Origin of the sequence: Sphingomonas sp., from assembly GCF_035317925.1 — a bacterium.
GTDB lineage: Bacteria > Pseudomonadota > Alphaproteobacteria > Sphingomonadales > Sphingomonadaceae > Sphingomonas_I.
In genome coordinates this window covers 1-19,157 of the sequence record NZ_DATHFV010000107.1, presented here as the reverse complement: position 1 = coordinate 19,157, position 19,157 = coordinate 1, and the positions used below count along the sequence as shown (strand labels likewise).

The window sequence follows — 19,157 nt, the reverse complement described above, 5'->3', positions numbered from 1 at the left end:
CCCGGCTTATTCCGCAGCCGCAGACCGGATACCGCGCAAAGGTAGGCTTGCAGGTAGGTATCCTCGGGATTCAAAGCCCAAGGTCAGACGTGCAGCTTCCCGCACCGAGAGGTGATGGAACAGCGCCGGTCGAAAAGCTTGCCCGCCCTCTTTTGGGTGGGGCCACGATGCCGCACGTCCCCAAGGACGTGCGGCTATCGGCGCTTGTCCGCGCCGGGTAGCCTTCCCGGCCCCAAGCCCCTATGTGGCGCGCTTCCTCAAGAATTCAGGCGACACATGGGTTTCAAGTGCGGCATCGTCGGCCTGCCGAACGTCGGCAAGTCGACCCTCTTCAACGCGTTGACCGAAACGGCGGCGGCGCAGGCGGCGAACTATCCCTTCTGCACGATCGAGCCCAATGTCGGCCAGGTCGCGGTGCCCGATCCGCGCCTCGACAAGCTCGCCGAGATCGGCGGCTCCGCCAAGAAGATCGAAACCCAGCTCGCCTTCGTCGACATCGCCGGCCTCGTGCGCGGCGCGTCGAAGGGCGAAGGCCTCGGCAACCAGTTCCTCGGCAATATCCGCGAATGCGACGCGATCATCCACGTGCTGCGCTGCTTCGAGGGCGAGGTGACGCACGTCGAGGGCAAGGTCGATCCGATCGCCGATGCCGAGACGGTCGAGACCGAACTGATGCTCGCCGATCTGGAGAGCCTCGAAAAGCGCGTCCCCAATCTCATCAAGAAGGGCACGCAGGGCGACAAGGAATCCAAGGCCGCCGCGTCCGTGCTCGGCCAGGCGCTCGATCTGCTGCGCGAAGGCAAGCCCGCGCGGCTGACAATGCCCCGCGACGACGACGAAAAACGCCTGTTCGATCAGGCGCAATTGCTCACCGCCAAGCCGGTTCTCTACGTCTGCAACGTCGACGAAGGCTCAGCCGCCGACGGCAATGCTTTGTCGGCCAAGGTCTATGAAAAGGCCAAGGCCGAGAATGCCGGCGCGGTCGTCGTCTCCGCCGCGATCGAGGCCGAGATCGTCACGCTCGAACCCGCCGACCGCGCCGAATTCCTGTCCGATCTCGGCCTCCACGAAACCGGCCTCGCCCGCGTCATCCGCGCCGGTTACGAACTGCTCCATCTGCTGACCTTCTTCACCGTCGGTCCCAAGGAAGCGCGCGCCTGGACGATCGAGAAGGGCTCGAAGGCCCCCCAGGCGGCGGGCGCGATCCACAGCGATTTCGAACGCGGCTTCATCCGCGCCGAGACGATCGGCTTCGACGATTACGTCACCTACAAGGGCGAAGCCGGCGCGCGCGACGCGGGCAAGCTCCGCTCCGAAGGCAAGGACTACGTCGTCCACGACGGCGACGTGATGCTGTTCCGCTTCAACGTCTGACTCATCACACCGTCATTCCCGCGCAGGCGGGAATCCATATTGGCGAACGTCGCGGCTTCATCGCCATTGTCGAGTTTATGGATCCCCGCCTACGCGGGGATAACAAGGGTAGGGGGAGGCAACCGTCTTCCCCTCGTCACACCACTAGGGCATCGAAGGGGCAATGCGCTTTCCCCTTCGATTCGCGCTACTTGCGCTGCTCGCCCTCGTCGCCGGCCCCGCCATCGCACAGGATGCGCGGTCGCCGGTCACGATCCTCGTCTCCATCGACGGTTTCCGCGCGGACTATCTCAATCGCGGGCTGACGCCGACTCTCTCCGCGCTCGCGGCCCAGGGGATCAGCGCGGCGATGCGTCCGTCCTTCCCGAGCAAGACCGCGCCCAACCATTATGCGATCGTCACCGGTCTTCGCCCCGATCGCAACGGCATCATCGGCAACAAGATCGAGGATGCCGCCCGTCCCGGCGAGACCTTCTCGATGAAGACCAATGACGCTTTCTGGTGGAGCGAGGCCGAGCCCTTGTGGGCGGCGGCGGAGAAAGCCGGCATCCGTTCGGCGACCATGTTCTGGCCCGGATCGAACGTCGCTTATGACAATATCCGCCCCGAAGACTGGTTCGACTATGACGAGGCGAACACCGGCACCCAGCGCGTCAACGCGGTGCTCGATTGGCTGCGTCGTCCGGCCGCGATCCGCCCGCGCTTCGTCACGCTCTATTTCGACATCGTCGATACCGCCGGCCATCGCCACAGCCCCGACAGCCCCGAACTGAACGCGGCGCTCAAGGAGGTCGATGGCCAGATCGCCCAGTTGCGCGACGGCCTCGCCGCGCTCGGGCAGCCCGCCAATCTGGTGATCGTCGCCGATCACGGCATGGCGGCGACTTCGGCAGATCGTGTGATCTGGCTGCATGACATCGCCGATCCCGCCGATTATCATGTCGTCGACGAAGGCCCGGTCGCCACGATCGACGCGGTGCCCGGCCACGAGGCCGCGCTCGCCGCGAGCCTGCTCAAGCCGCACCCGCACATCGCCTGCATGCGCAAGGCCGATCTGCCCGATCGCCTGCATTTCGGCCACAACCCGCGCGTCGCGCCGTTCGTATGTCTGGCGGATGTGGGCTGGCTGTTGCTCGATGTCTTCCCGAAGAAATACGGCGTCGATCTCGGCAGCCACGGCTACGACAATCAGGCGCCCGAGATGCGCGCTCTGTTCATCGCCGCCGGCCCGGATATCGCACCAAAGGGCGTCATCCCGACCTTCGACAATGTCGACGTCTATGCCCTGCTGCGCGATCTGCTGCGCATGCCGCCCAAGCCCGGTATCGACGGCACCGATGCGCCGTTCGTGGGGGCGCTCAAGCGCTGAGTCTCAGGCGAAACGCAACGCGGTCCTGCGGGTGCGGAGCGCGCCGCCGACCAGGCCGAAGCCCGCGACCATCATCATCCAGCCGGCGGGCTCGGGCACTCCGAGCGTATCGAAGCTGATGCCCGCCATGTGACTTTCATTATCGGCGTTGAGAATGCCCGTCGCGATCGTCGCGCCGAACGCGTCGAGCAAGGCGTAATTGTAGATGTCGCGATGGTCGGTGCAGCAGTCGCTGCGGCCGTAAATGGTGAGGCCGGACAGGTCATACCCTTGGCTGAAGGTGACCGTCAGATAGGCATCCGGCGCCGCGTCCAGCGAATGATACAGGTTCGGGAAGGTCTGGTCGGCGAACAGCCCGTCGATCGCCTTGGCCGCGATCGGATCGCCGCCCGCGCCTTCATATTCGGGGCCCGCGTCCACCGTCGCCCCGTTCGTGGCGAGCGCCACGTCGATGCCCGTCACCGCCTGCGTTGCGATCAGTTCGGTGATCTGCAGCGGAACGCCCGTGCCCGCGCTCGTGATCTTGACCTTCGCCACAAAGACGGCATGCGCCGGTGCGGCCAACGCGAGCAGCGGCAAAACGGCCAGCAAACGCTTCACGTCTATTCCCCCCGCAACGCCCCACTCGAATCGAGTCGTTACGAGTGTGTCACGAATTTGCATTCGGATATATGACTAGCGCCGCTCCTTGGTCGCCGCGAACCGGATATTGGGGAAGCGCCCGCTGACATAATTCAGCTCCCACGCATCCTTGGCCATGAACACCGGGGCGCTGTCGCGGTCCTCCGCCATCGCGCCGCGATGCTCGCCGATGAAGCCGTCGAGTGCCTTGGCGTCGTCCGACGAAATCCAGCGCGCCGTATCCCAGGGGCTCGGTTCGAACCCGGCATCGACCTTATATTCGGCCTGCAACCGGCTGATCATCACCTCGAGCTGAAGCTGGCCGACGACGCCGACGATCCAGTTGGATCCAATCTGCGGGAAGAAGACCTGCATGATCCCTTCCTCGGCCATGTCGTTGAGCGCGTTGCGGAGCTGCTTGGTCTTGGTCGGATCGACCAGCTTCACGCGCCGCAATATTTCGGGCGCGAAATTGGGGATGCCGGTGAAGCGGATCTGCTCGCCCTCGGTCAGCGTGTCGCCGACGCGGAGCGTGCCGTGGTTGGGGATGCCGATGATGTCGCCGGGGAAGGCCTCCTCGGCGAGCTCGCGTTCGCGCGCGAAAAACAGGATCGGCGAATGGACCGCGATCACCTTGCCGGTGCCGACCTGCGACAATTTCATGCCGCGCCGGAACCGGCCCGCGCACAACCGCATGAAGGCGATGCGGTCGCGGTGCTGCGGGTTCATGTTCGCCTGCACCTTGAACACGAAGCCCGCGACCTGATCCTCGTCGGGCTGGACCTCGCGCGCATCGGACGGCTGCGGGCGCGGGGAGGGGGCGAAATCGGCGAGCGCGTCGATCAATTGCTCGACCCCGAAATCCTTGAGCGCCGACCCGAAATAGACCGGCGTCAGGTCGCCCGCTTTATAGGCCTTGTCGTCGAACGCGGCATAACCGCCCACCGCCAGCTCGGCCTCGTCGCGCAGTGTGTTGACCGCGTCTTCCGAGAGCAACTGGTCGAGATCGCTGTCGTCGAGCCCGCCGACCGGCACGCTGTCGCCCTCGAACGCGCCGGTCGCATCGTTAGCGGGGCGGTGGAGGACGTTCCTGGCGAGGTCGTAAATGCCTTCGAACTGGCCGCCCATGCCGACCGGCCAGCTCATCGGGCAGACATCGAGCGCGAGCGCGTCGGCGACCTCGTCGAGCAGTTCGAACGGCGCCCGGCCCTCGCGGTCGACCTTATTGATGAAGGTGATGATCGGCACGTTGCGCAGGCGACAGACCTCGAATAATTTCCGCGTCTGCGCCTCGATGCCGCGTGCCGCGTCGATCACCATCACCGCGGAATCGACCGCGGTCAGCGTGCGGTACGTGTCTTCCGAAAAGTCTTCGTGGCCCGGCGTGTCGAGCAGGTTGAACACCACGCCCTCGCGCTCGAACGTCATCACCGACGAGGTGACCGAAATGCCGCGCTGCTGCTCAATCTTCATCCAGTCGGATCGCGCACGCCGCTGCTGGCCGCGCGCGCGGACTTCGCCCGCCGCGTGGATCGCGCCGCCGAACAGGAGCAACTTTTCAGTGAGCGTGGTCTTGCCGGCGTCAGGATGCGAAATGATCGCGAAGGTACGGCGTTCGAGTTGGTCGGGGGATGCCATGATGGCGCGGCGACTAGCAGAGGGGGAGGGGGGCGTCACCCCGCGGTGATTATGACCAAACAGGTATCATTCGGGTTTGACGGCAGGATTGTTTGGCTGAAGAATTAACCCGCCACTTCAATTGGAATTCCGGGGGGATATTCCATGATCCCAAATACTTCAAAGCGCACCCACGTTCGCGGCGTTATCCGTCGGTCCGGTGCGAGCCAAATTGCCTTTGGCTCGTTCATCTGCATAGCGGGGTTCTCCCTTTTTCTTAGCGCTTATTTGAGGATATTCGAATCCCGAACGGAGCAGAGTGAAGGGGGGTATTTCCTGGCGGGCTTACCGTATGCAACCATCGCTCAAATCATGGTGGGATCGTTTCTCCTCGTTGCTGCGATCCTGGTTTTGTTTTGCTCGACTAACGAACTGGAATTCTCGGAACGGTCCAGCCCTGGGCACTCCGATATAACCTACCGGTTGGCGAACTTCCTTTTGAATAAGAAGTTTGACGCGGCGCTGTTTCTAGGTGGACTGGCCTTTCTGGTCGGGGCGGCAATCTTTTTCGTGTCGGCCACATCTGTGGTCGAACGTCAGCTGCCGACCTACGAAGGTTACGCGCTTGCGTTTGCCGGGCCTTCGCCGGGGGTTTCTGCTTCTGGACAATCCCAGGCGAGAAAGGTCGATGGTGCTGGTTCGGACATGGCCTTGCCAGCTGCCGCAAATCTCGACGCAAAGGCAAAGGTAAAGGACAGCACACTGCTTTGGTGGGTTAGGCAGCCGCAGCCCTCACCTTACGCTGGCTTACTGCCCATGCTACTGGGTAGTGCCCTTATAGTCATATTCGGCATTCTCTATCCGCGTATCGCGCGAATTGAGACGACAGCCTCGGGAGAGGTCATTCAGAAGCTGCTCGTGCCGGCGTTGAGCTTCATCCTTTTCGGGGTGGGTGTCAGTGAGCACGTGCAAGCTGCGGATGCTCAACGGGATGAACGGCTGGTCCAGCAAGGCCTGCCGCCAATCCACATGCTGGATCGCGAGCAGAAGGTGCGCGTGCTGCGAGAGATTTCCAACAACAGCCCGACCCTGGACAAATTGGATGACGCGCTAAGGGACCTGATCGCCCAGCTCCGGCAAAAAGAACAAACAGCCGGCGGCCAAAATCCAGAACTTGTAGCTGCTATCATGGATTTGCGGAAAGCGCTTCTCGACGATCAGCGCTCGACGAGCCTGACCAGCATGAATACCAGCTTGGCGAATATCTCCGGCTCTGTCGAAAGCTTGCAGCAGATCGTGACGGGCAAACCGCTTTCGGTTTCGGTTAACAATATAGCGGAGGCGAAACCCAGCCTATCGGAATTGACGAATGCGATTGACGCCAGTCAGGCGCAGACCTGTGCGCTCCTGCGGCTGACGGCAGAAACGGAGGCTCGTGATGCGACATCGAGCCAGGAGCGATGGGCGCGCGAGAAGAGGCACCTTGGACAGCGCATGTACTGGGCAACCGTGGGAGAGCCTATCAAGCAGTTGGATGCGAACGGACATCCCATGACCCCCGAGGCAAGGGAAGAAGCGAGGCTCAAGACGAATCTCGTGAAGCTGCAGGGCGTCTGCCCCGCGGCGGCCCCGTCCTGACCGAGCATTCTGTAGTCCCTCGAAATCGGCTTGGCAGGAACCGGCGTCGATACCCACCCGTTCAGTCCATGTTGTTGCGTTAGAGGAGAATTCCGATGGGTGAGCTCACCGACAAGATCAAAGGCGTTGCCAATCAGGTTGCCGGCAAGACCAAGCAGGCCGTGGGCGATGCCGCCGACCGTCCCGACATTCAGGCCGACGGCGCCGCCCAGGATCTCAAGGGTCAGGGCCAGAATCTGAAGGGCACCGTCAAGGGCCTGTTCGGCGACAAGGTCTGATCGCAACTAGTACTTCGTCACCCCGGACTTGTTCCGGGGTCCACTCAGCGGCGAGGCGCCTGCTTCCCGGTGGATGCCGGAACAAGTCCGGCATGACGAACAAAACCTGACATTGGCGAAGCGCGCGTAGCCTGCCAAAGGCGGCGCGTGCTTCGTCGTCTGATTCCCGACCCGTTCCTGCTCTTCCTCGTCGGCACCGTCTTGCTGGCGACTTTCGCGCCCGCGCGCGGCGGGTTCGCGGTGGTGGTCGGCTGGCTGTCGCTGGCGACGATCATGCTGCTCTTCTTCTTCCACGGCGCGAAGCTCGCACGCGAGCAGGTGATCGCCGGCCTCACCCACAGGCGGCTGCACCTGACCATCCTCGCCTGCACCTTTGTCCTGTTCCCGATCGTCGGCCTGATCGGTGCGCGCACGCTGCCGAACCTGATGCCGCGCGACCTGTGGATCGGCATCCTGTTCGTCTGCGCTTTGCCCTCGACCGTGCAGTCGGCGATCGCGTTCGTATCGATGGCTAGGGGTAACGTTCCCGCCGCGATCGCCAGCGCCTCGGCCAGCCAGATGCTCGGCATAGTCTTCACGCCCTTGCTGATGGGACTGATGGTCGGCGCGCACGGTGGCGGCATCGGGCTGGAGAGCCTCGCCAAGATCGCGGCGCAGATATTGCTCCCCTTCGTCGCGGGCCATCTGCTCAGGCCGTGGATCGGCGGCTGGGTCGCACGCCACAAGCAATTGGTCGGCATCACCGATCGTTCGACGATATTGATCGCGGTCTATGGCGCCTTCTCGGCGGCCGTGATCGAAGGTCTGTGGCACAAGCTTTCCCCACAGGCGCTGGCCCTGCTGTTCGCGGTCGATGCGGTTCTGCTCGCGATCGGGCTCGTCATGACCTGGGGCATCGGCCGTGCGCTCGGCTTCGACCGCGCCGATCGCATCGCGATCCTCTTCTGCGGCACCAAGAAATCGATCGTCCAAGGCGTGCCGATGGCGAAAGTGCTGTTCCCCGGCCCGCAAACCGGCGTGATCCTCTTGCCGATCATGCTATTCCATCAGATGCAGCTCATGGCCTGCGCCTTCATCGCGCGGCGCTATGCGGATCAAACCGAGGCGGCTTCAGACCGCGAATAAGAGGGTGGGATGAGCGAGGACGCAATCTATCCGGTGCCGGCCGAATGGGCGAAGACCGCCAGGATCGACGCGGCACTGTATGCGGAGATGTACCGGCGTTCGCTCGCCGACCCGACCGCTTTCTGGCTGGAGCAGGCGAAGCGGCTCGACTGGACGACCTTCCCGACCAGGGTCGACGAGAGCAATTTCGCCAAGGCGGATTTCGGCGTGCGCTGGTTCGCCGACGGCGCGCTCAACGTCGCCGCCAATTGTCTCGATCGCCATCTCGCCGAACGCGGCGACACGACCGCCATCATCTGGGAGCCGGACCAGCCGTCCGAGCAACCGAAGCACATCACCTATCGCGAACTGCATGGCGACGTCTGCCGCTTCGCCAACGTGCTGAAGGCTAAGGGCGTCAAGAAGGGCGATCGCGTCACCATCTACATGCCGATGATCCCCGAAGCGGCGGTGGCCCTGCTCGCCTGCGCGCGGATCGGCGCGATCCATTCGGTCGTGTTCGGCGGCTTCTCGCCCGACGCGCTCGCCGGCCGGATGGAGGATTGCGGATCGACCGTCGTCATCACCGCCGACGAGGGCCGCCGCGGCGGCAAGCCGGTCCCGCTCAAGAAGAATGTCGATGCCGCCGCCGAACGCTGCACGGTCGAGACGGTGATCGTCGTGCGCGCCACCGGCGGTGCGGCCGAGATGAAGCCCGGACGCGACGTCTGGTATGACGAAGCGATGGCGCAGGCCTCGGCGGATTGCCCGCCCGAGCCGATGAATGCCGAAGACCCGCTCTTCATCCTCTACACCTCAGGCTCGACCGGAAAGCCCAAGGGCGTGATGCACACCAGCGGCGGTTATCTGCTGTGGGCGAGCCTGACGCACGAACTGGTGTTCGATTATCGGCCGGGCCAGATCTACTGGTGCGCGGCCGACATCGGCTGGGTCACCGGCCACTCCTACATCGTCTACGGCCCGCTCGCGAACGGCGGCACCACGCTCATGTTCGAAGGCGTGCCCAACTGGCCCGACGCGAGCCGCATCTGGCAGGTGGTCGACCGCCATCAGGTCGAGATCCTCTACACCGCCCCGACCGCGCTCCGTGCGCTGATGCGCGAGGGCGACGATTATGTGAAGAAGACCTCACGCAAGTCGCTCCGCATCCTCGGTTCGGTCGGCGAGCCGATCAATCCGGAGGCGTGGCGCTGGTATCATGATGTCGTCGGCGAAGCCCGCTGCCCGGTGATGGACACATGGTGGCAGACCGAGACGGGCGGCCACATGATCACGCCTTTGCCGGGCGCGATCGCCCTCAAGCCGGGCTCGGCGACCAAGCCCTTCTTCGGGGTCGAGCCGCAACTGCTCGACAATGACGGCAAGGTTCTGGATGGCCCGGCCGCAGGCAATCTCGTCCTCACCCGCTCCTGGCCTGGCCAGATGCGCGGCGTGTGGGGCGACCATGACCGCTTCTTCCAGACCTATTTCTCGCACTTCCCCGGCGTCTACACGACGGGCGACGGCGCGCGCCGCGACGAGGATGGCTATTGGTGGATCACCGGCCGCGTCGACGACGTGATCAACGTCTCCGGCCACCGCATGGGCACCGCCGAGGTCGAGAGCGCGCTCGTGCTCCACGCCAAGGTCGCCGAGGCCGCCGTGGTCGGCTTCCCGCACGACATCAAGGGACAGGGCATCTACGCTTATGTCACGCTCAATGCGGGCGTCGAATCCAGCGATGCGTTGCGCAAGGAGCTAACCCAGTGGGTTCGTACCGAGATCGGGCCGATCGCCACGCCCGACGTCATCCAGTTCGCGCCCGGCCTGCCCAAGACGCGCTCGGGCAAGATCATGCGGCGGATCCTGCGCAAGGTCGCGGAGGGTGATGTGTCGACGTTGGGGGATACCTCCACGCTCGCCGATCCGAGCGTGGTCGACGATCTGATCAAGAACCGGGTAGGTTAAGCAAGGTCGTCATGCCGGACTTGTTCCGGCATCCACCGGTTGCGAGCGCCAAGGTCAGAAGTGGACCCCGGAACAGGTCCCGGGTGACGGGATCTAGCCCGCGTTGGCGAGGGCGATCGACGCGGTCGCCATGTCGATCGCGAACCCGACCCACATCACGCTGAGCACCACGCACGAACCAAGGTAGGCCCGGAAGCGGAAGAGGGCCCTTCCTTCCTTGATATGGACGAAGCTGTGCAGCCCCCGCAGCGCCACGAACAGCCAGGCGAGGCCGACCTGGATATGGTCGGCGTGCCGAAAGACGAGCAGCAGCGGCACCAGTGCCAAGAACAGCACCGGCAGCTCGAACAGGTTGGCGAGATTGTGGGCCGCGCTGTCGACCGGCGCGAAATAGGCTTTCTGCGCAGCGGACGTCGCGAAATTCTCGCGCTTCGGCCTGGTGCTGCGGATATAGGAGAAGCGTTTCGTCGCCATCGTGATCACGACCGCGAAGATCAGCCCGACCAGCAGGAATGTCGGCCACAATATCGCGGTCGACATCGGCGCGATCAGCCTTCGAGTTGCCGCAGCAGCAGCCGCACGTCGGCGTCGATCTCCGCATCCTTGACGCGCAAGGCCTCGATCGTGCGGACCGCGTGGATCACGGTGGTGTGATCGCGCCCGCCGAAGCGGCGGCCGATCTCGGGCAGCGAACGCTGGGTCAGCTGCTTGGCGAGATACATCGCGATCTGGCGCGGGCGGGCGACTTCGCGTGCACGCCGCGCCGAACCCATTTCGGTCTGGCGGATGCGGAAATGCTCGCACACCTTGCGCTGGATCTCGTCGATCGAGACGCGGCGCTGGCTCGCGCGGAGCTGCTCCGCCAATGCTTCCTGCGCGAAATCGAGATCGATCACGCGGTTGTTCAGCGTCGCGAAGGCGATGACGCGGTTGAGCGCACCTTCGAGCTCGCGGATCGACGCGCTGATCCGCTTGGCGAGGAACAGTGCAACCTCGTCCGGCACGGTGCCGGCGGGGAGCGATTCGAGCTTCTTGACGATGATATTGTAGCGCAGCTCGAAATCGGCCGGGTTGATGTCCGCGACCAGGCCCCACGACAGGCGCGACAGGATGCGGCTTTCGATCCCGTCGAGATTCTGCGGGCTCCGGTCCGCGCTGATCACGAGCCGGCGGCCGGCCGAAATCAGTTCGTTCATCGTGTGGAAGAATTCTTCCTGGGTCGAATCCTTGCCCGCGATGAACTGGACGTCGTCGATCAGCAGCACGTCGGCGGCGCGCAGGCGCTGCTTGAAGCTGTGCGTGTCCTTGGCGCGCAGCGCCGACACGAACTCGAACATGAACTTCTCGGCCGACATGTAGAGGATGTGCGCGTCGGGATGGCGGACGCGATATTCCTGGCCGATCGCGTGCATCAAATGGGTCTTGCCGAGACCCGTGCCGCCATGGAGGAACAGCGGGTTGAAGGCGAGCCGGCCGCCTTCGGCCAAAGTCCGTGCGGCATTGTAAGCCAGCTCATTGGCCTTGCCGACGACGAAGCTGTCGAAACTATAGCGCGGATCGAGCGCGGTGCCCTTATTGACCGGCTTGGCCGACTCGGCGGTCTTGGCCTCGGGCTCCGGCGCGGGCGCCTCGAACGCTGCGCGCGCGGGCGCATCGGCCGCGGCCTCGATCACGACATGACGGACCTGCGGCAGCATCGCCTTCCAGGCGGCGCCGATCTGCTCGGCGAAATGATTCTGGACCCAGGTCGCCATGAAGGCGGACGGCGCGGACAGGCGCACCTCGCCCAGATCGGCGTCGCAGCCGGCCAGGCGCAGCGGCTTCAACCAGCCGTCGAAGATGCGCTCGCCGCAGCTCTTGCGCAGGCTCGTGCGGATACCGTCCCAAGCCGCCTCGACCGGCAACTGTCCCGCATCCAATGCCCCTGCGTCCACGACCTGCTCCACGCATACCTCTCCCATCGCCGAAACGTCCCTTTGACGCCGGCACGACCGATCCAGACAAAATTCGACCCCCGCGCGCACGATACCCCCGTGCGCGGCAGAATATGTAATCGCTGGTTGGCTCAGTCGGAGAATCGCCGACCGAACGCTGCACTGTAGGGACATCGCGCGGCACGATTCAAGCATCAGAACCGTCACGATTTTGAAATAATGCGCTTGACAGCGGAAGACCGCCAATTTTTTCTAGAAATTCTACAAGTACTTGTAACGAAACGAATTTCTCGAAAGCCGCGATGTTACGCGAATGTGACGTTTTGGAGAATCATGGAAAATCCGCGCATTGCGCGTCACTTCGCAAAGGCAGCAAAAAGCCCGCCGATCAGGTGACCGGCGGGCTTTGAATTCCTGTCGGAAACCTATGTTAGCCGAGCGCCGCGACTCGCTTGGTCAGGCGCGCGAACTTGCGCGAAGCGGTGTTCTTGTGGAGCACGCCCTTCGAAACGCCGCGTGCCAGTTCCGGCTGCGCTGCCGCCAGAGCCGCTGCGGCCTCGGTCTTGTCGCCGCTCGTGAGCGCCGACTCGACCTTCTTGAGGAAGGTGCGGATGCGGCTGACGCGCGCGCCGTTGATTTCGGCGCGGCGATCGTTGCGGCGGATGCGCTTCTTGGCTTGCGGCGTGTTCGCCATGCGTCTCTAGACCTCTGTCAATTGGGATTGCGGCGGCAGGCAAGCCTGCGCCGTGAGGGGCGGCCTCTACATAAGGGCCATTGATTCGTCAACGCTGGCACTTGGGGCACCAGAAGGTCGATCGGCCACCGTCGACCTGCCGCTTGATGATGCCCCCATCATAAGGGCATTCCTTTCCTTCGCGGCCATAGACTCGGAACTGCTTGGAGAAATAGCCAAGCTCGCCGTCGGGCCGGGCATAATCGCGCAAGGTCGACCCGCCCGCGTCGATCGCGGCGAGCAGCACTTCGGGAATCGCCTTGAGCAGCCGGGTCAGCGCTGGGCCGGACACCTGGCCGCCGGGCCTGCGCGGATCGATCCGCGCCAGATTGAGCGCCTCGCAGACATAGATATTGCCGAGTCCCGCGACGACGCGCTGGTCGAGCAGCAGCAATTTGATCGGCGCGATCCGGCCTTCGAGCTTTTTCGCGAGATAGGCTGGGCTGAGCCCGGGCCCGAGCGGCTCGGGGCCGAGCGCCTTGAAGGCGGGAAAATCGTCCAGTTGCTCGGTCGGCACCAGGTCGAGCGATCCGAATCGGCGCGGATCGTTGAGCGCGAGCGCGTGGCCGGCATCGGTCTCGATCAGCAGATGGTCGTGCTTGCCGATATCGGCGGGGTCGATCCGCCATCGTCCCGACATGCCGAGATGGAAGATCAACGTGTCGCCGCGATCGGTATCGATCAGCCCATATTTGGCGCGCCGGTCGAGATGGGTGACGACGGCGCCGGTCAGCCGCTGGCGCAGATCGACCGGGATCGCGTGGCGCAGATCGGCGCGGCGCGGCTCGACTTTGGTCAGGCGATGGCCTTCGAGCACGGGGCGCAGGCCGCGCACGGTGGTCTCGACTTCGGGAAGCTCGGGCATCGGGCGGCGCTAGCCCATCGGGAGACGCCTCGCTATGGGCCTGTCCCATGAGCATTGCCGACCCCGAGACCGTCTCCTTCGGCTATTCCGAAGTCACTCCCGCTGAAAAGACCGCCAAGGTGGGCGAGGTGTTCGCACGCGTTGCGCGCCGCTACGACATCATGAACGATGCCATGTCGGGCGGCATGCACCGGCTGTGGAAGGATCGCTTCGTCGCACGGGTGAAGCCGCGCCCCGGCGAGCATATCCTCGATATGGCGGGCGGCACCGGCGACATCGCCTTCCGCATGAAGGCCAAAGGCGCCGACGTGACCGTGTCCGACATCAATCCGGCGATGCTGGACGTCGGCAAGCAGCGCGCGGAGAAGAAGGGCCTGACCGACCTTGCCTGGTCGGTGCAGAATGCCGAGACGCTGAGCTTCGCCGACAATAGTTTCGACGCCTATACGATCGCGTTCGGCATCCGGAACGTGACGCACATCGACCGGGCGCTGGCCGAGGCGCACCGCGTGCTCAAGCGCGGCGGGCGTTTTTTCTGCCTCGAATTCTCGACCACGCTCTGGCCGGGCTTCGCCGACGTCTACGAAGTCTATTCGCACAAGATCGTGCCCAAACTCGGCAAGATGATCGCGCATGACGAGGACAGCTACCGCTATCTGATCGAATCGATCCGCCGCTTTCCCGACATGGAGAAGTTCAAGGGCTTGATCGCTGAGGCGGGCTTCGTGCAGGCCAAGGCCGAGCCGATCCTGGGCGGGCTGGTCGCGATCCATTCGGGCTGGAAGATCTGACGCCGGCATGACGCGTCCGATCACCCATGTCTGGCGGCTCTTGCGATGGGGCCGCATCCTCGCGCGTCACGGCGCGCTGCGCGGCCTTGAGCGCGATCCCAATACGCCGCCGCCGGTAAAACGGCTGATCAAGCTCGCGCATGTCGGCGTGCGCGTGCCCAAAGTGCCGCGTTATGCCGATGCCTTCCAGGCGATCGGCCCGGCCGCGATCAAGCTCGGCCAGGCGCTCGCCACCCGGCCCGATCTGGTCGGCGAGGCGGCGGCGTACGATCTCGCGCGGCTGCAGGATGCGGTGCCGCCGGTGCCGTTCGCGGCCATAAAGGCGGCAATCGAACGCAGCCTCGAAAAGCCGATCGAGCTGATATTCGCCTCGATCGATCCCGAGCCGGTCGGCGCGGCCTCGATCGCGCAGGTCCATCGCGCGGTCACGCTTGAGGGCCATTCCGTTGCGGTTAAGGTGCTGCGCCCCGGCATCGAGGAAGAGATGGGGCGCGCCATCGAGACCTATGAATGGGCCGCCGCGCAGGCCGAGGCGCTCGGCGGCGAGATCGCGCGCCTGCGCCCGCGCCTGACCATCGCTACCTTCCGCCAATGGACCTTGCGCGAGCTCGATCTGCGGCGCGAAGCCGCCTCTGCGTCCGAACTCGGCGAGCATATGGCGGCCGAACCTGGCTTCGCGGTGCCCGCGATCGACTGGTCGCGCACGACGCGGCGCGTGCTGACGCTCGACTGGATCGACGGCATCAAGCTGTCCAAGCGCGCCGATCTGATCGCCGCCGGGCACGATATGGGCGGCCTCGCCTCCTGTCTGGTGCGGGCTTTCCTGCGTCAGGCGATCGTCGACGGTTTCTTCCATGCCGATCTGCACCAGGGCAATCTGTTCGCTCTGCCCGATGGGCGCATCGCCGCGATCGACTTCGGCATCATGGGCCGGGTCAACCGTCAGGCGCGGCTGTGGCTGGCCGAGATTCTGCACGGGCTGATCACGGGCAATTACGACCGCGTCGCCGAAATCCATTTCGAGGCGGGCTATGTCCCGCCGCATCACAATCAGGCCGAATTCGCGACCGCGTTGCGTGCGGTCGGCGAGCCGATAAGGGGGCTGCCGGTCAAGGATATCTCGATCGGGCAGATGCTCGACGGCCTGTTCGCGATCACGCGCGATTTCGACATGGAGACGCAGCCGCACCTGCTGCTGCTGCAGAAGACGATGGTGATGGTCGAAGGCGTCGCCACCGCGCTCGATCCCGACATCAATATGTGGGAGGTGTCGGGGCCGTTCGTGAAGGAGTGGCTGCGCGATGAGCTCGGCCCCGAAGCCTGGCTTGCCGACCGGCTCCAGAAAGATTTCCGCGCATTGCTGCGCCTGCCCGATCTGCTGCGGCGGATCGAGGCTGCCTATCCGATTCCGGGTGCCGCCCCACCGCCACCGCCGTTGCGGGAGGTCGAGGTCGTGCGGATCGGCGGCGGCTGGCGCTATGTGGTGGTGGCGCTGGTTGCGCTTGCCGCGGGTGCCGGCCTTACTGCCTGGCTGCTCTAGCGCCGCTGCGACCGGCTCGGCTATGGCACGGGCATGACCAGCCCGCTCTCTGATATCGAGATTCGCCTGAAGCGCCTGCCGCATGGCGAAGACCTGCCGCTCCCCCATTATGCGACCGACCATGCCGCCGGCATGGACGTCGTCTCGGCCGAGTCGGTGGTGCTGGAACCGGGCGCACGGCTCGCGATCGCGACCGGCTTCGCGATCGCAATCCCGGTCGGCTACGAAGTCCAGGTCCGCCCGCGTTCGGGCCTCGCGCTCAAGCATGGTATCACCTGCCTCAACACGCCCGGCACGATCGACGCGGACTATCGCGGCGAGGTTAAGGTGATCCTCGCCAATCTGGGGCAGGAGGCCTTCCCGATCGCGCGCGGCGAGCGCATCGCGCAACTCGTGCCCGCAGCCGTCCAGCACGCCCGCTTCGCCGAAGTCGAGGAGCTGGACGAAACTGCGCGCGGGCAGGGCGGCTTCGGTTCGACCGGGCGGTGAACGACGAGCAGCTCGATCGCTATGCCCGCCACATCATCCTCAAGGAGATTGGCGGGGCAGGGCAGCAGCGTCTGCTCGACGCGCATGTCGCGCTGATCGGCGCGGGCGGTATCGGCGCGCCGGCAATCCAGTATCTCGCGGCAGCGGGCGTGGGCCGGCTGACCCTGATCGACGACGATCATGTCAGCCTGTCCAATCTGCAGCGGCAGGTCCTGTTCGCGACCGACGATATCGGGCAGCCCAAGGTCGAGGCGGCGGAGGTCGCCGTCGCCCTGCTCAACCCCGACGTCAGGGTCACGGGGCGGCAGTTGCGCCTGACCGCCGACAATGCCGCCGATCTGCTGGCCGGGGCGGATGTGGTGGTGGACGGTTCCGACAATTTCGCGACCCGGCTGGCGGTGGCGGATGCGGCACGCACGTTGCGGATCCCGCTCGTCTCGGCGGCGGTGGGCCAGTTCGACGGACAATTGGCGGTTTATCGGGGATGGGAGGCGGACAAGCCCTGTTATCGCTGCCTCGTCGGCCACGATCCGGACCGGCCGGACATTTCCTGCGCGGATCAGGGCGTGCTTGGTGCCTTGACCGGCACGCTCGGCAGCCTCGCCGCGATCGAGGCGATCCGCGCGATCGTCCCGTTCGGCGCCGATCCGGCGGGCAGCCTGCTGCTGATCGACGCGCTTCACTTCCGCTTCCGCACGATCGGCCTGCTCAAGGATCCGGGCTGCGGCTGCGCGTCATGAAGGGGCTGGGAATCATCGTCGCGGGCCCCGATCCCATCCGCTTCAGCAGCGCGCTGACGCTGGCGGCGGCGCAGGCCGCGCTGGGCGGACGCACACGGCTCTTACTGGACAGCGCGGCGGTGGGACTCGCCGCCGAACCCGACGAACTGCTGGAAAGCTGCCTGGAGCTCGGGGTTGCGGTCACGCTCTGCCAGAGCGGGCTGGCGCTGGCGGGGCTGGAGGCGGGTGGTCTCGACCCGCGTTTCGACTATGGCGGGATGGTCGGATGGCTCGCCGATCTGGGCGACGGCCGGCTCATTCTGGCCTGAATGCCCCTGTTGCGGATCGGGCACAGGCCCCGCGCATTCTGAGCGACCCGTTAACAAGAGCAATGACAGCAGCGCGTTGATTGTCCTAGCACAACTCCACGGACGGCGGCCTTTGGCCATGGTTCGGGGAGAAGCGGAGGCCCCGCACGTCGCAAGACGGAAGCGTGTGGGCCCAGCGACAAAAAGGGGGCTGACGAGCAATCGTCACGCAGGCGCCCGGACCGGAATACGGTCCGGGCGTTTGTTTTTTCACGCCTTGCCGAGACCTTTCTCAGGAAGGTTAATCGTTTCTCAACCGCTTTCATCAATATCCCGCCAGAGCCTGGCCGGAGTTGAACGTGATGAAAACCGCAGTTCGCGCACACGAGATCGCGACCTTGCTCGACGATATGCCGCAAGAGGTGCGCTGCCTGTCGCTCGACTGTTTCGATACCTTGCTCTGGCGCAACGCCCAGGCGCCGCGCGACATATTCGCCGACCCGGCGATCGCCGGGGGCGGGGTCGAGCCGCGCGTCGGCGCCGAAGGGCGCGCCCGCGACGAACGCTATGCCCGTGAAGGCTATACCGAGGTCACGATCGATCAGATTTACGACCGGCTGATGCCCAACGCGACCGCCGAGGAACGCGCGGCCGCGATCGCGCGGGAGCTGGACGCGGAGGCGCGCCACTGCTTCGCGTTCGCGCCCACGGTCGAGCTGATGCGCGCGGCCAAGGCGCAAGGCCTGCAAATCATCATCGTCAGCGACACCTATCTGTCGAACACGCAGCTGCGCACCCTGATCGCGCGCGCCGCGGGCGAGGACGTGGCGGCGATGATCGATCGCATCTTCTGTTCGTGCGAGATCAACCGATCCAAGCAGCAGGGCATGTTCGGCCCGGTGCTGGAAAAGCTTGGCCTGCCGCCCGAGACGATCATCCATCTCGGCGACAATTATGCGGCCGACGCGCATGCGACCCGTCCGCTCGGCATCCACGGCGTGCATTTCGAGCAGTTCGATGCCGTCACCGAACAGCGCCTGCGCCTCGAAGCCGCATCGGCGACGATGATCGACAGTGCGGTCCGCATCAGCCAGCCCGCGCGCCAATCGCACCGGCCGCAACTCTCGCTGCGCGCGCAGACGGATGTGGTGGACCGGCTCGGCCATGACGTGCTCGGCCCGGTCATGCACGGTTTCGCCCACTGGGTTCGCGACGAGGCCGACGCGCTCGCCGCCGCCAGCGGCCGCCCGGTCAAGATCCTGTTCCTGATGCGCGACGGCTATCTCCCGCGCGAGGCCTACAAGGCCGCCGGGCTGGGCGATGCGGCCGCGGTCGAGATCAGCCGGTTCACCGCTTTGGCGGCCAGCTTCCGCGACGAGGAGGCGATTCGCGCCTTCCTGGTCACCGAGGCGACCGAAATCGTCTCCATTCTCAGCCGGCAATTGCTGCTGACCGACAGCGAAGCCCGTCAGATCGGGCGCAAATCCGAAGATTTCCGCAAGAACGTTCTGCAGCCGGCCTGGGTGCACCGCATCTGCGCACGCAGCCACGCTTTCGCCCAGCGCCTTGCCGCCCACGTCCGGTTCGAAGCCAAGGTCGAGGCGGGCGACGCGCTGATGCTGGTCGATCTCGGCTATAATGGCAGCGTTCAAAACCATGCCGGCGCCACGATCGCCGCGCAGCTCGATGTCGAGGTCGCGGGCCGGTATCTTCTGCTGCGCGAGCGCTGGCCGAGCGGGCTCGACAAGAAGGGCATGATCTACGCCCGTCACTATGAGACGCGCCTGGTCGACGCCCTGTGCGGTCCGG

At 65.0% G+C, this 19,157-nt stretch carries 18 protein-coding genes; 12 read left to right on the top strand and 6 right to left on the bottom strand.

Annotated features, from left to right (window positions below; genetic code table 11):
- Positions 1 to 276: 276 nt before the first annotated feature.
- Together ychF and VK533_RS07855 are read left to right on the top strand one after the other, a co-directional pair.
- Positions 277 to 1,374 (top strand): redox-regulated ATPase YchF, encoded by a 1,098-nt coding sequence (ychF, locus tag VK533_RS07860; RefSeq protein ID WP_324376311.1) that lies wholly within the window; start codon positions 277 to 279, stop codon positions 1,372 to 1,374.
- 163 nt (positions 1,375 to 1,537) lie between these two features.
- Positions 1,538 to 2,743, top strand: coding sequence for an ectonucleotide pyrophosphatase/phosphodiesterase (locus tag VK533_RS07855; protein ID WP_324376310.1), 1,206 nt, complete (start codon positions 1,538 to 1,540; stop codon positions 2,741 to 2,743).
- A gap of 3 nt (positions 2,744 to 2,746) precedes the next feature.
- Here the strand turns inward: VK533_RS07855 and VK533_RS07850 are convergent, their stop codons facing one another.
- Together VK533_RS07850 and VK533_RS07845 are read right to left on the bottom strand one after the other, a co-directional pair.
- Complete coding sequence (locus tag VK533_RS07850) at positions 2,747 to 3,343, bottom strand: PEPxxWA-CTERM sorting domain-containing protein (protein WP_324376309.1); 597 nt, start codon at positions 3,341 to 3,343, stop codon at positions 2,747 to 2,749.
- 75 nt (positions 3,344 to 3,418) lie between these two features.
- On the bottom strand, positions 3,419 to 5,002 hold the full coding sequence (locus VK533_RS07845) for a peptide chain release factor 3 (protein WP_324376308.1): 1,584 nt from the start codon (positions 5,000 to 5,002) through the stop codon (positions 3,419 to 3,421).
- Positions 5,003 to 5,146: 144 nt separating this feature from the next.
- Between VK533_RS07845 and VK533_RS07840 the strand changes: the two genes are divergently transcribed.
- The 4 genes from VK533_RS07840 to acs all read left to right on the top strand — a co-directional run bounded on the left by VK533_RS07840 (position 5,147) and on the right by acs (position 9,969).
- Positions 5,147 to 6,619: a hypothetical protein gene (locus tag VK533_RS07840; RefSeq protein WP_324376307.1), complete on the top strand. Its 1,473-nt coding sequence runs from the start codon at positions 5,147 to 5,149 to the stop codon at positions 6,617 to 6,619.
- Between the two features lie 95 nt (positions 6,620 to 6,714).
- A complete protein-coding gene (locus tag VK533_RS07835; protein ID WP_324376306.1) occupies positions 6,715 to 6,897 on the top strand; it encodes a CsbD family protein in 183 nt (60 codons plus the stop codon).
- Between the two features lie 147 nt (positions 6,898 to 7,044).
- Positions 7,045 to 8,022 (top strand): bile acid:sodium symporter family protein, encoded by a 978-nt coding sequence (locus tag VK533_RS07830; RefSeq protein WP_324376305.1) that lies wholly within the window; start codon positions 7,045 to 7,047, stop codon positions 8,020 to 8,022.
- Positions 8,023 to 8,031: 9 nt separating this feature from the next.
- Positions 8,032 to 9,969, top strand: coding sequence for an acetate--CoA ligase (gene acs, locus VK533_RS07825; protein WP_324376304.1), 1,938 nt, complete (start codon positions 8,032 to 8,034; stop codon positions 9,967 to 9,969).
- Positions 9,970 to 10,062: 93 nt separating this feature from the next.
- Here the strand turns inward: acs and VK533_RS07820 are convergent, their stop codons facing one another.
- The 4 genes from VK533_RS07820 to mutM all read right to left on the bottom strand — a co-directional run bounded on the left by VK533_RS07820 (position 10,063) and on the right by mutM (position 13,501).
- A complete protein-coding gene (locus tag VK533_RS07820; protein WP_324376303.1) occupies positions 10,063 to 10,509 on the bottom strand; it encodes an MAPEG family protein in 447 nt (148 codons plus the stop codon).
- A gap of 8 nt (positions 10,510 to 10,517) precedes the next feature.
- The gene (gene dnaA, locus VK533_RS07815; RefSeq protein ID WP_414712288.1) at positions 10,518 to 11,915 is read right to left on the bottom strand and encodes a chromosomal replication initiator protein DnaA; all 1,398 of its coding nucleotides are present in this window, start codon (positions 11,913 to 11,915) and stop codon (positions 10,518 to 10,520) included.
- 418 nt (positions 11,916 to 12,333) lie between these two features.
- On the bottom strand, positions 12,334 to 12,597 hold the full coding sequence (gene rpsT / locus VK533_RS07810; RefSeq protein ID WP_324376302.1) for a 30S ribosomal protein S20: 264 nt from the start codon (positions 12,595 to 12,597) through the stop codon (positions 12,334 to 12,336).
- Between the two features lie 88 nt (positions 12,598 to 12,685).
- The gene (gene mutM / locus VK533_RS07805; RefSeq protein ID WP_324376301.1) at positions 12,686 to 13,501 is read right to left on the bottom strand and encodes a bifunctional DNA-formamidopyrimidine glycosylase/DNA-(apurinic or apyrimidinic site) lyase; all 816 of its coding nucleotides are present in this window, start codon (positions 13,499 to 13,501) and stop codon (positions 12,686 to 12,688) included.
- A gap of 47 nt (positions 13,502 to 13,548) precedes the next feature.
- Here mutM and VK533_RS07800 point away from each other — a divergent pair, with 47 nt between their 5' ends.
- From VK533_RS07800 to VK533_RS07775, 6 genes are all read left to right on the top strand, one after another.
- Positions 13,549 to 14,292: a class I SAM-dependent methyltransferase gene (locus tag VK533_RS07800; RefSeq protein WP_324376300.1), complete on the top strand. Its 744-nt coding sequence runs from the start codon at positions 13,549 to 13,551 to the stop codon at positions 14,290 to 14,292.
- 7 nt (positions 14,293 to 14,299) lie between these two features.
- A complete protein-coding gene (gene ubiB, locus VK533_RS07795; RefSeq protein WP_324376299.1) occupies positions 14,300 to 15,832 on the top strand; it encodes a 2-polyprenylphenol 6-hydroxylase in 1,533 nt (510 codons plus the stop codon).
- Positions 15,833 to 15,865: 33 nt separating this feature from the next.
- Positions 15,866 to 16,321: a dUTP diphosphatase gene (dut, locus tag VK533_RS07790; protein WP_324376298.1), complete on the top strand. Its 456-nt coding sequence runs from the start codon at positions 15,866 to 15,868 to the stop codon at positions 16,319 to 16,321.
- Positions 16,318 to 17,061 carry a HesA/MoeB/ThiF family protein gene (locus tag VK533_RS07785; protein ID WP_324376297.1) on the top strand — a complete coding sequence of 248 codons (744 nt, stop codon included), beginning with the start codon at positions 16,318 to 16,320 and terminating at the stop codon, positions 17,059 to 17,061. The genes dut and VK533_RS07785 overlap by 4 nt, the downstream gene beginning before the upstream one ends.
- Entirely contained in the window at positions 17,058 to 17,369 is a 312-nt protein-coding gene (locus VK533_RS07780; RefSeq protein ID WP_324376296.1) for a peroxiredoxin, read from the top strand. Before VK533_RS07785 ends, VK533_RS07780 begins: the two co-directional genes overlap by 4 nt.
- Positions 17,370 to 17,710: 341 nt before the next feature.
- Positions 17,711 to 19,157: HAD family hydrolase (locus VK533_RS07775; RefSeq protein WP_324376295.1), on the top strand; the 1,447-nt coding region annotated here is incomplete at its 3' end.

Excerpts from the sequence above, each read along its gene's own strand:
- ychF (WP_324376311.1), top strand. The coding sequence starts at position 277 with ATGGGTTTCAAGTGCGGCATCGTCGGCCTGCCGAACGTCGGCAAGTCG.
- VK533_RS07855 (WP_324376310.1), top strand. The coding sequence starts at position 1,538 with ATGCGCTTTCCCCTTCGATTCGCGCTACTTGCGCTGCTCGCCCTCGTC.
- VK533_RS07845 (WP_324376308.1), bottom strand. The coding sequence starts at position 5,002 with ATGGCATCCCCCGACCAACTCGAACGCCGTACCTTCGCGATCATTTCG.
- VK533_RS07840 (WP_324376307.1), top strand. The coding sequence starts at position 5,147 with ATGATCCCAAATACTTCAAAGCGCACCCACGTTCGCGGCGTTATCCGT.
- VK533_RS07835 (WP_324376306.1), top strand. The coding sequence starts at position 6,715 with ATGGGTGAGCTCACCGACAAGATCAAAGGCGTTGCCAATCAGGTTGCC.
- acs (WP_324376304.1), top strand. The coding sequence starts at position 8,032 with ATGAGCGAGGACGCAATCTATCCGGTGCCGGCCGAATGGGCGAAGACC.
- VK533_RS07820 (WP_324376303.1), bottom strand. The coding sequence starts at position 10,509 with ATGTCGACCGCGATATTGTGGCCGACATTCCTGCTGGTCGGGCTGATC.
- rpsT (WP_324376302.1), bottom strand. The coding sequence starts at position 12,597 with ATGGCGAACACGCCGCAAGCCAAGAAGCGCATCCGCCGCAACGATCGC.
- mutM (WP_324376301.1), bottom strand. The coding sequence starts at position 13,501 with ATGCCCGAGCTTCCCGAAGTCGAGACCACCGTGCGCGGCCTGCGCCCC.
- VK533_RS07800 (WP_324376300.1), top strand. The coding sequence starts at position 13,549 with ATGAGCATTGCCGACCCCGAGACCGTCTCCTTCGGCTATTCCGAAGTC.
- ubiB (WP_324376299.1), top strand. The coding sequence starts at position 14,300 with ATGACGCGTCCGATCACCCATGTCTGGCGGCTCTTGCGATGGGGCCGC.
- dut (WP_324376298.1), top strand. The coding sequence starts at position 15,866 with ATGACCAGCCCGCTCTCTGATATCGAGATTCGCCTGAAGCGCCTGCCG.
- VK533_RS07780 (WP_324376296.1), top strand. The coding sequence starts at position 17,058 with ATGAAGGGGCTGGGAATCATCGTCGCGGGCCCCGATCCCATCCGCTTC.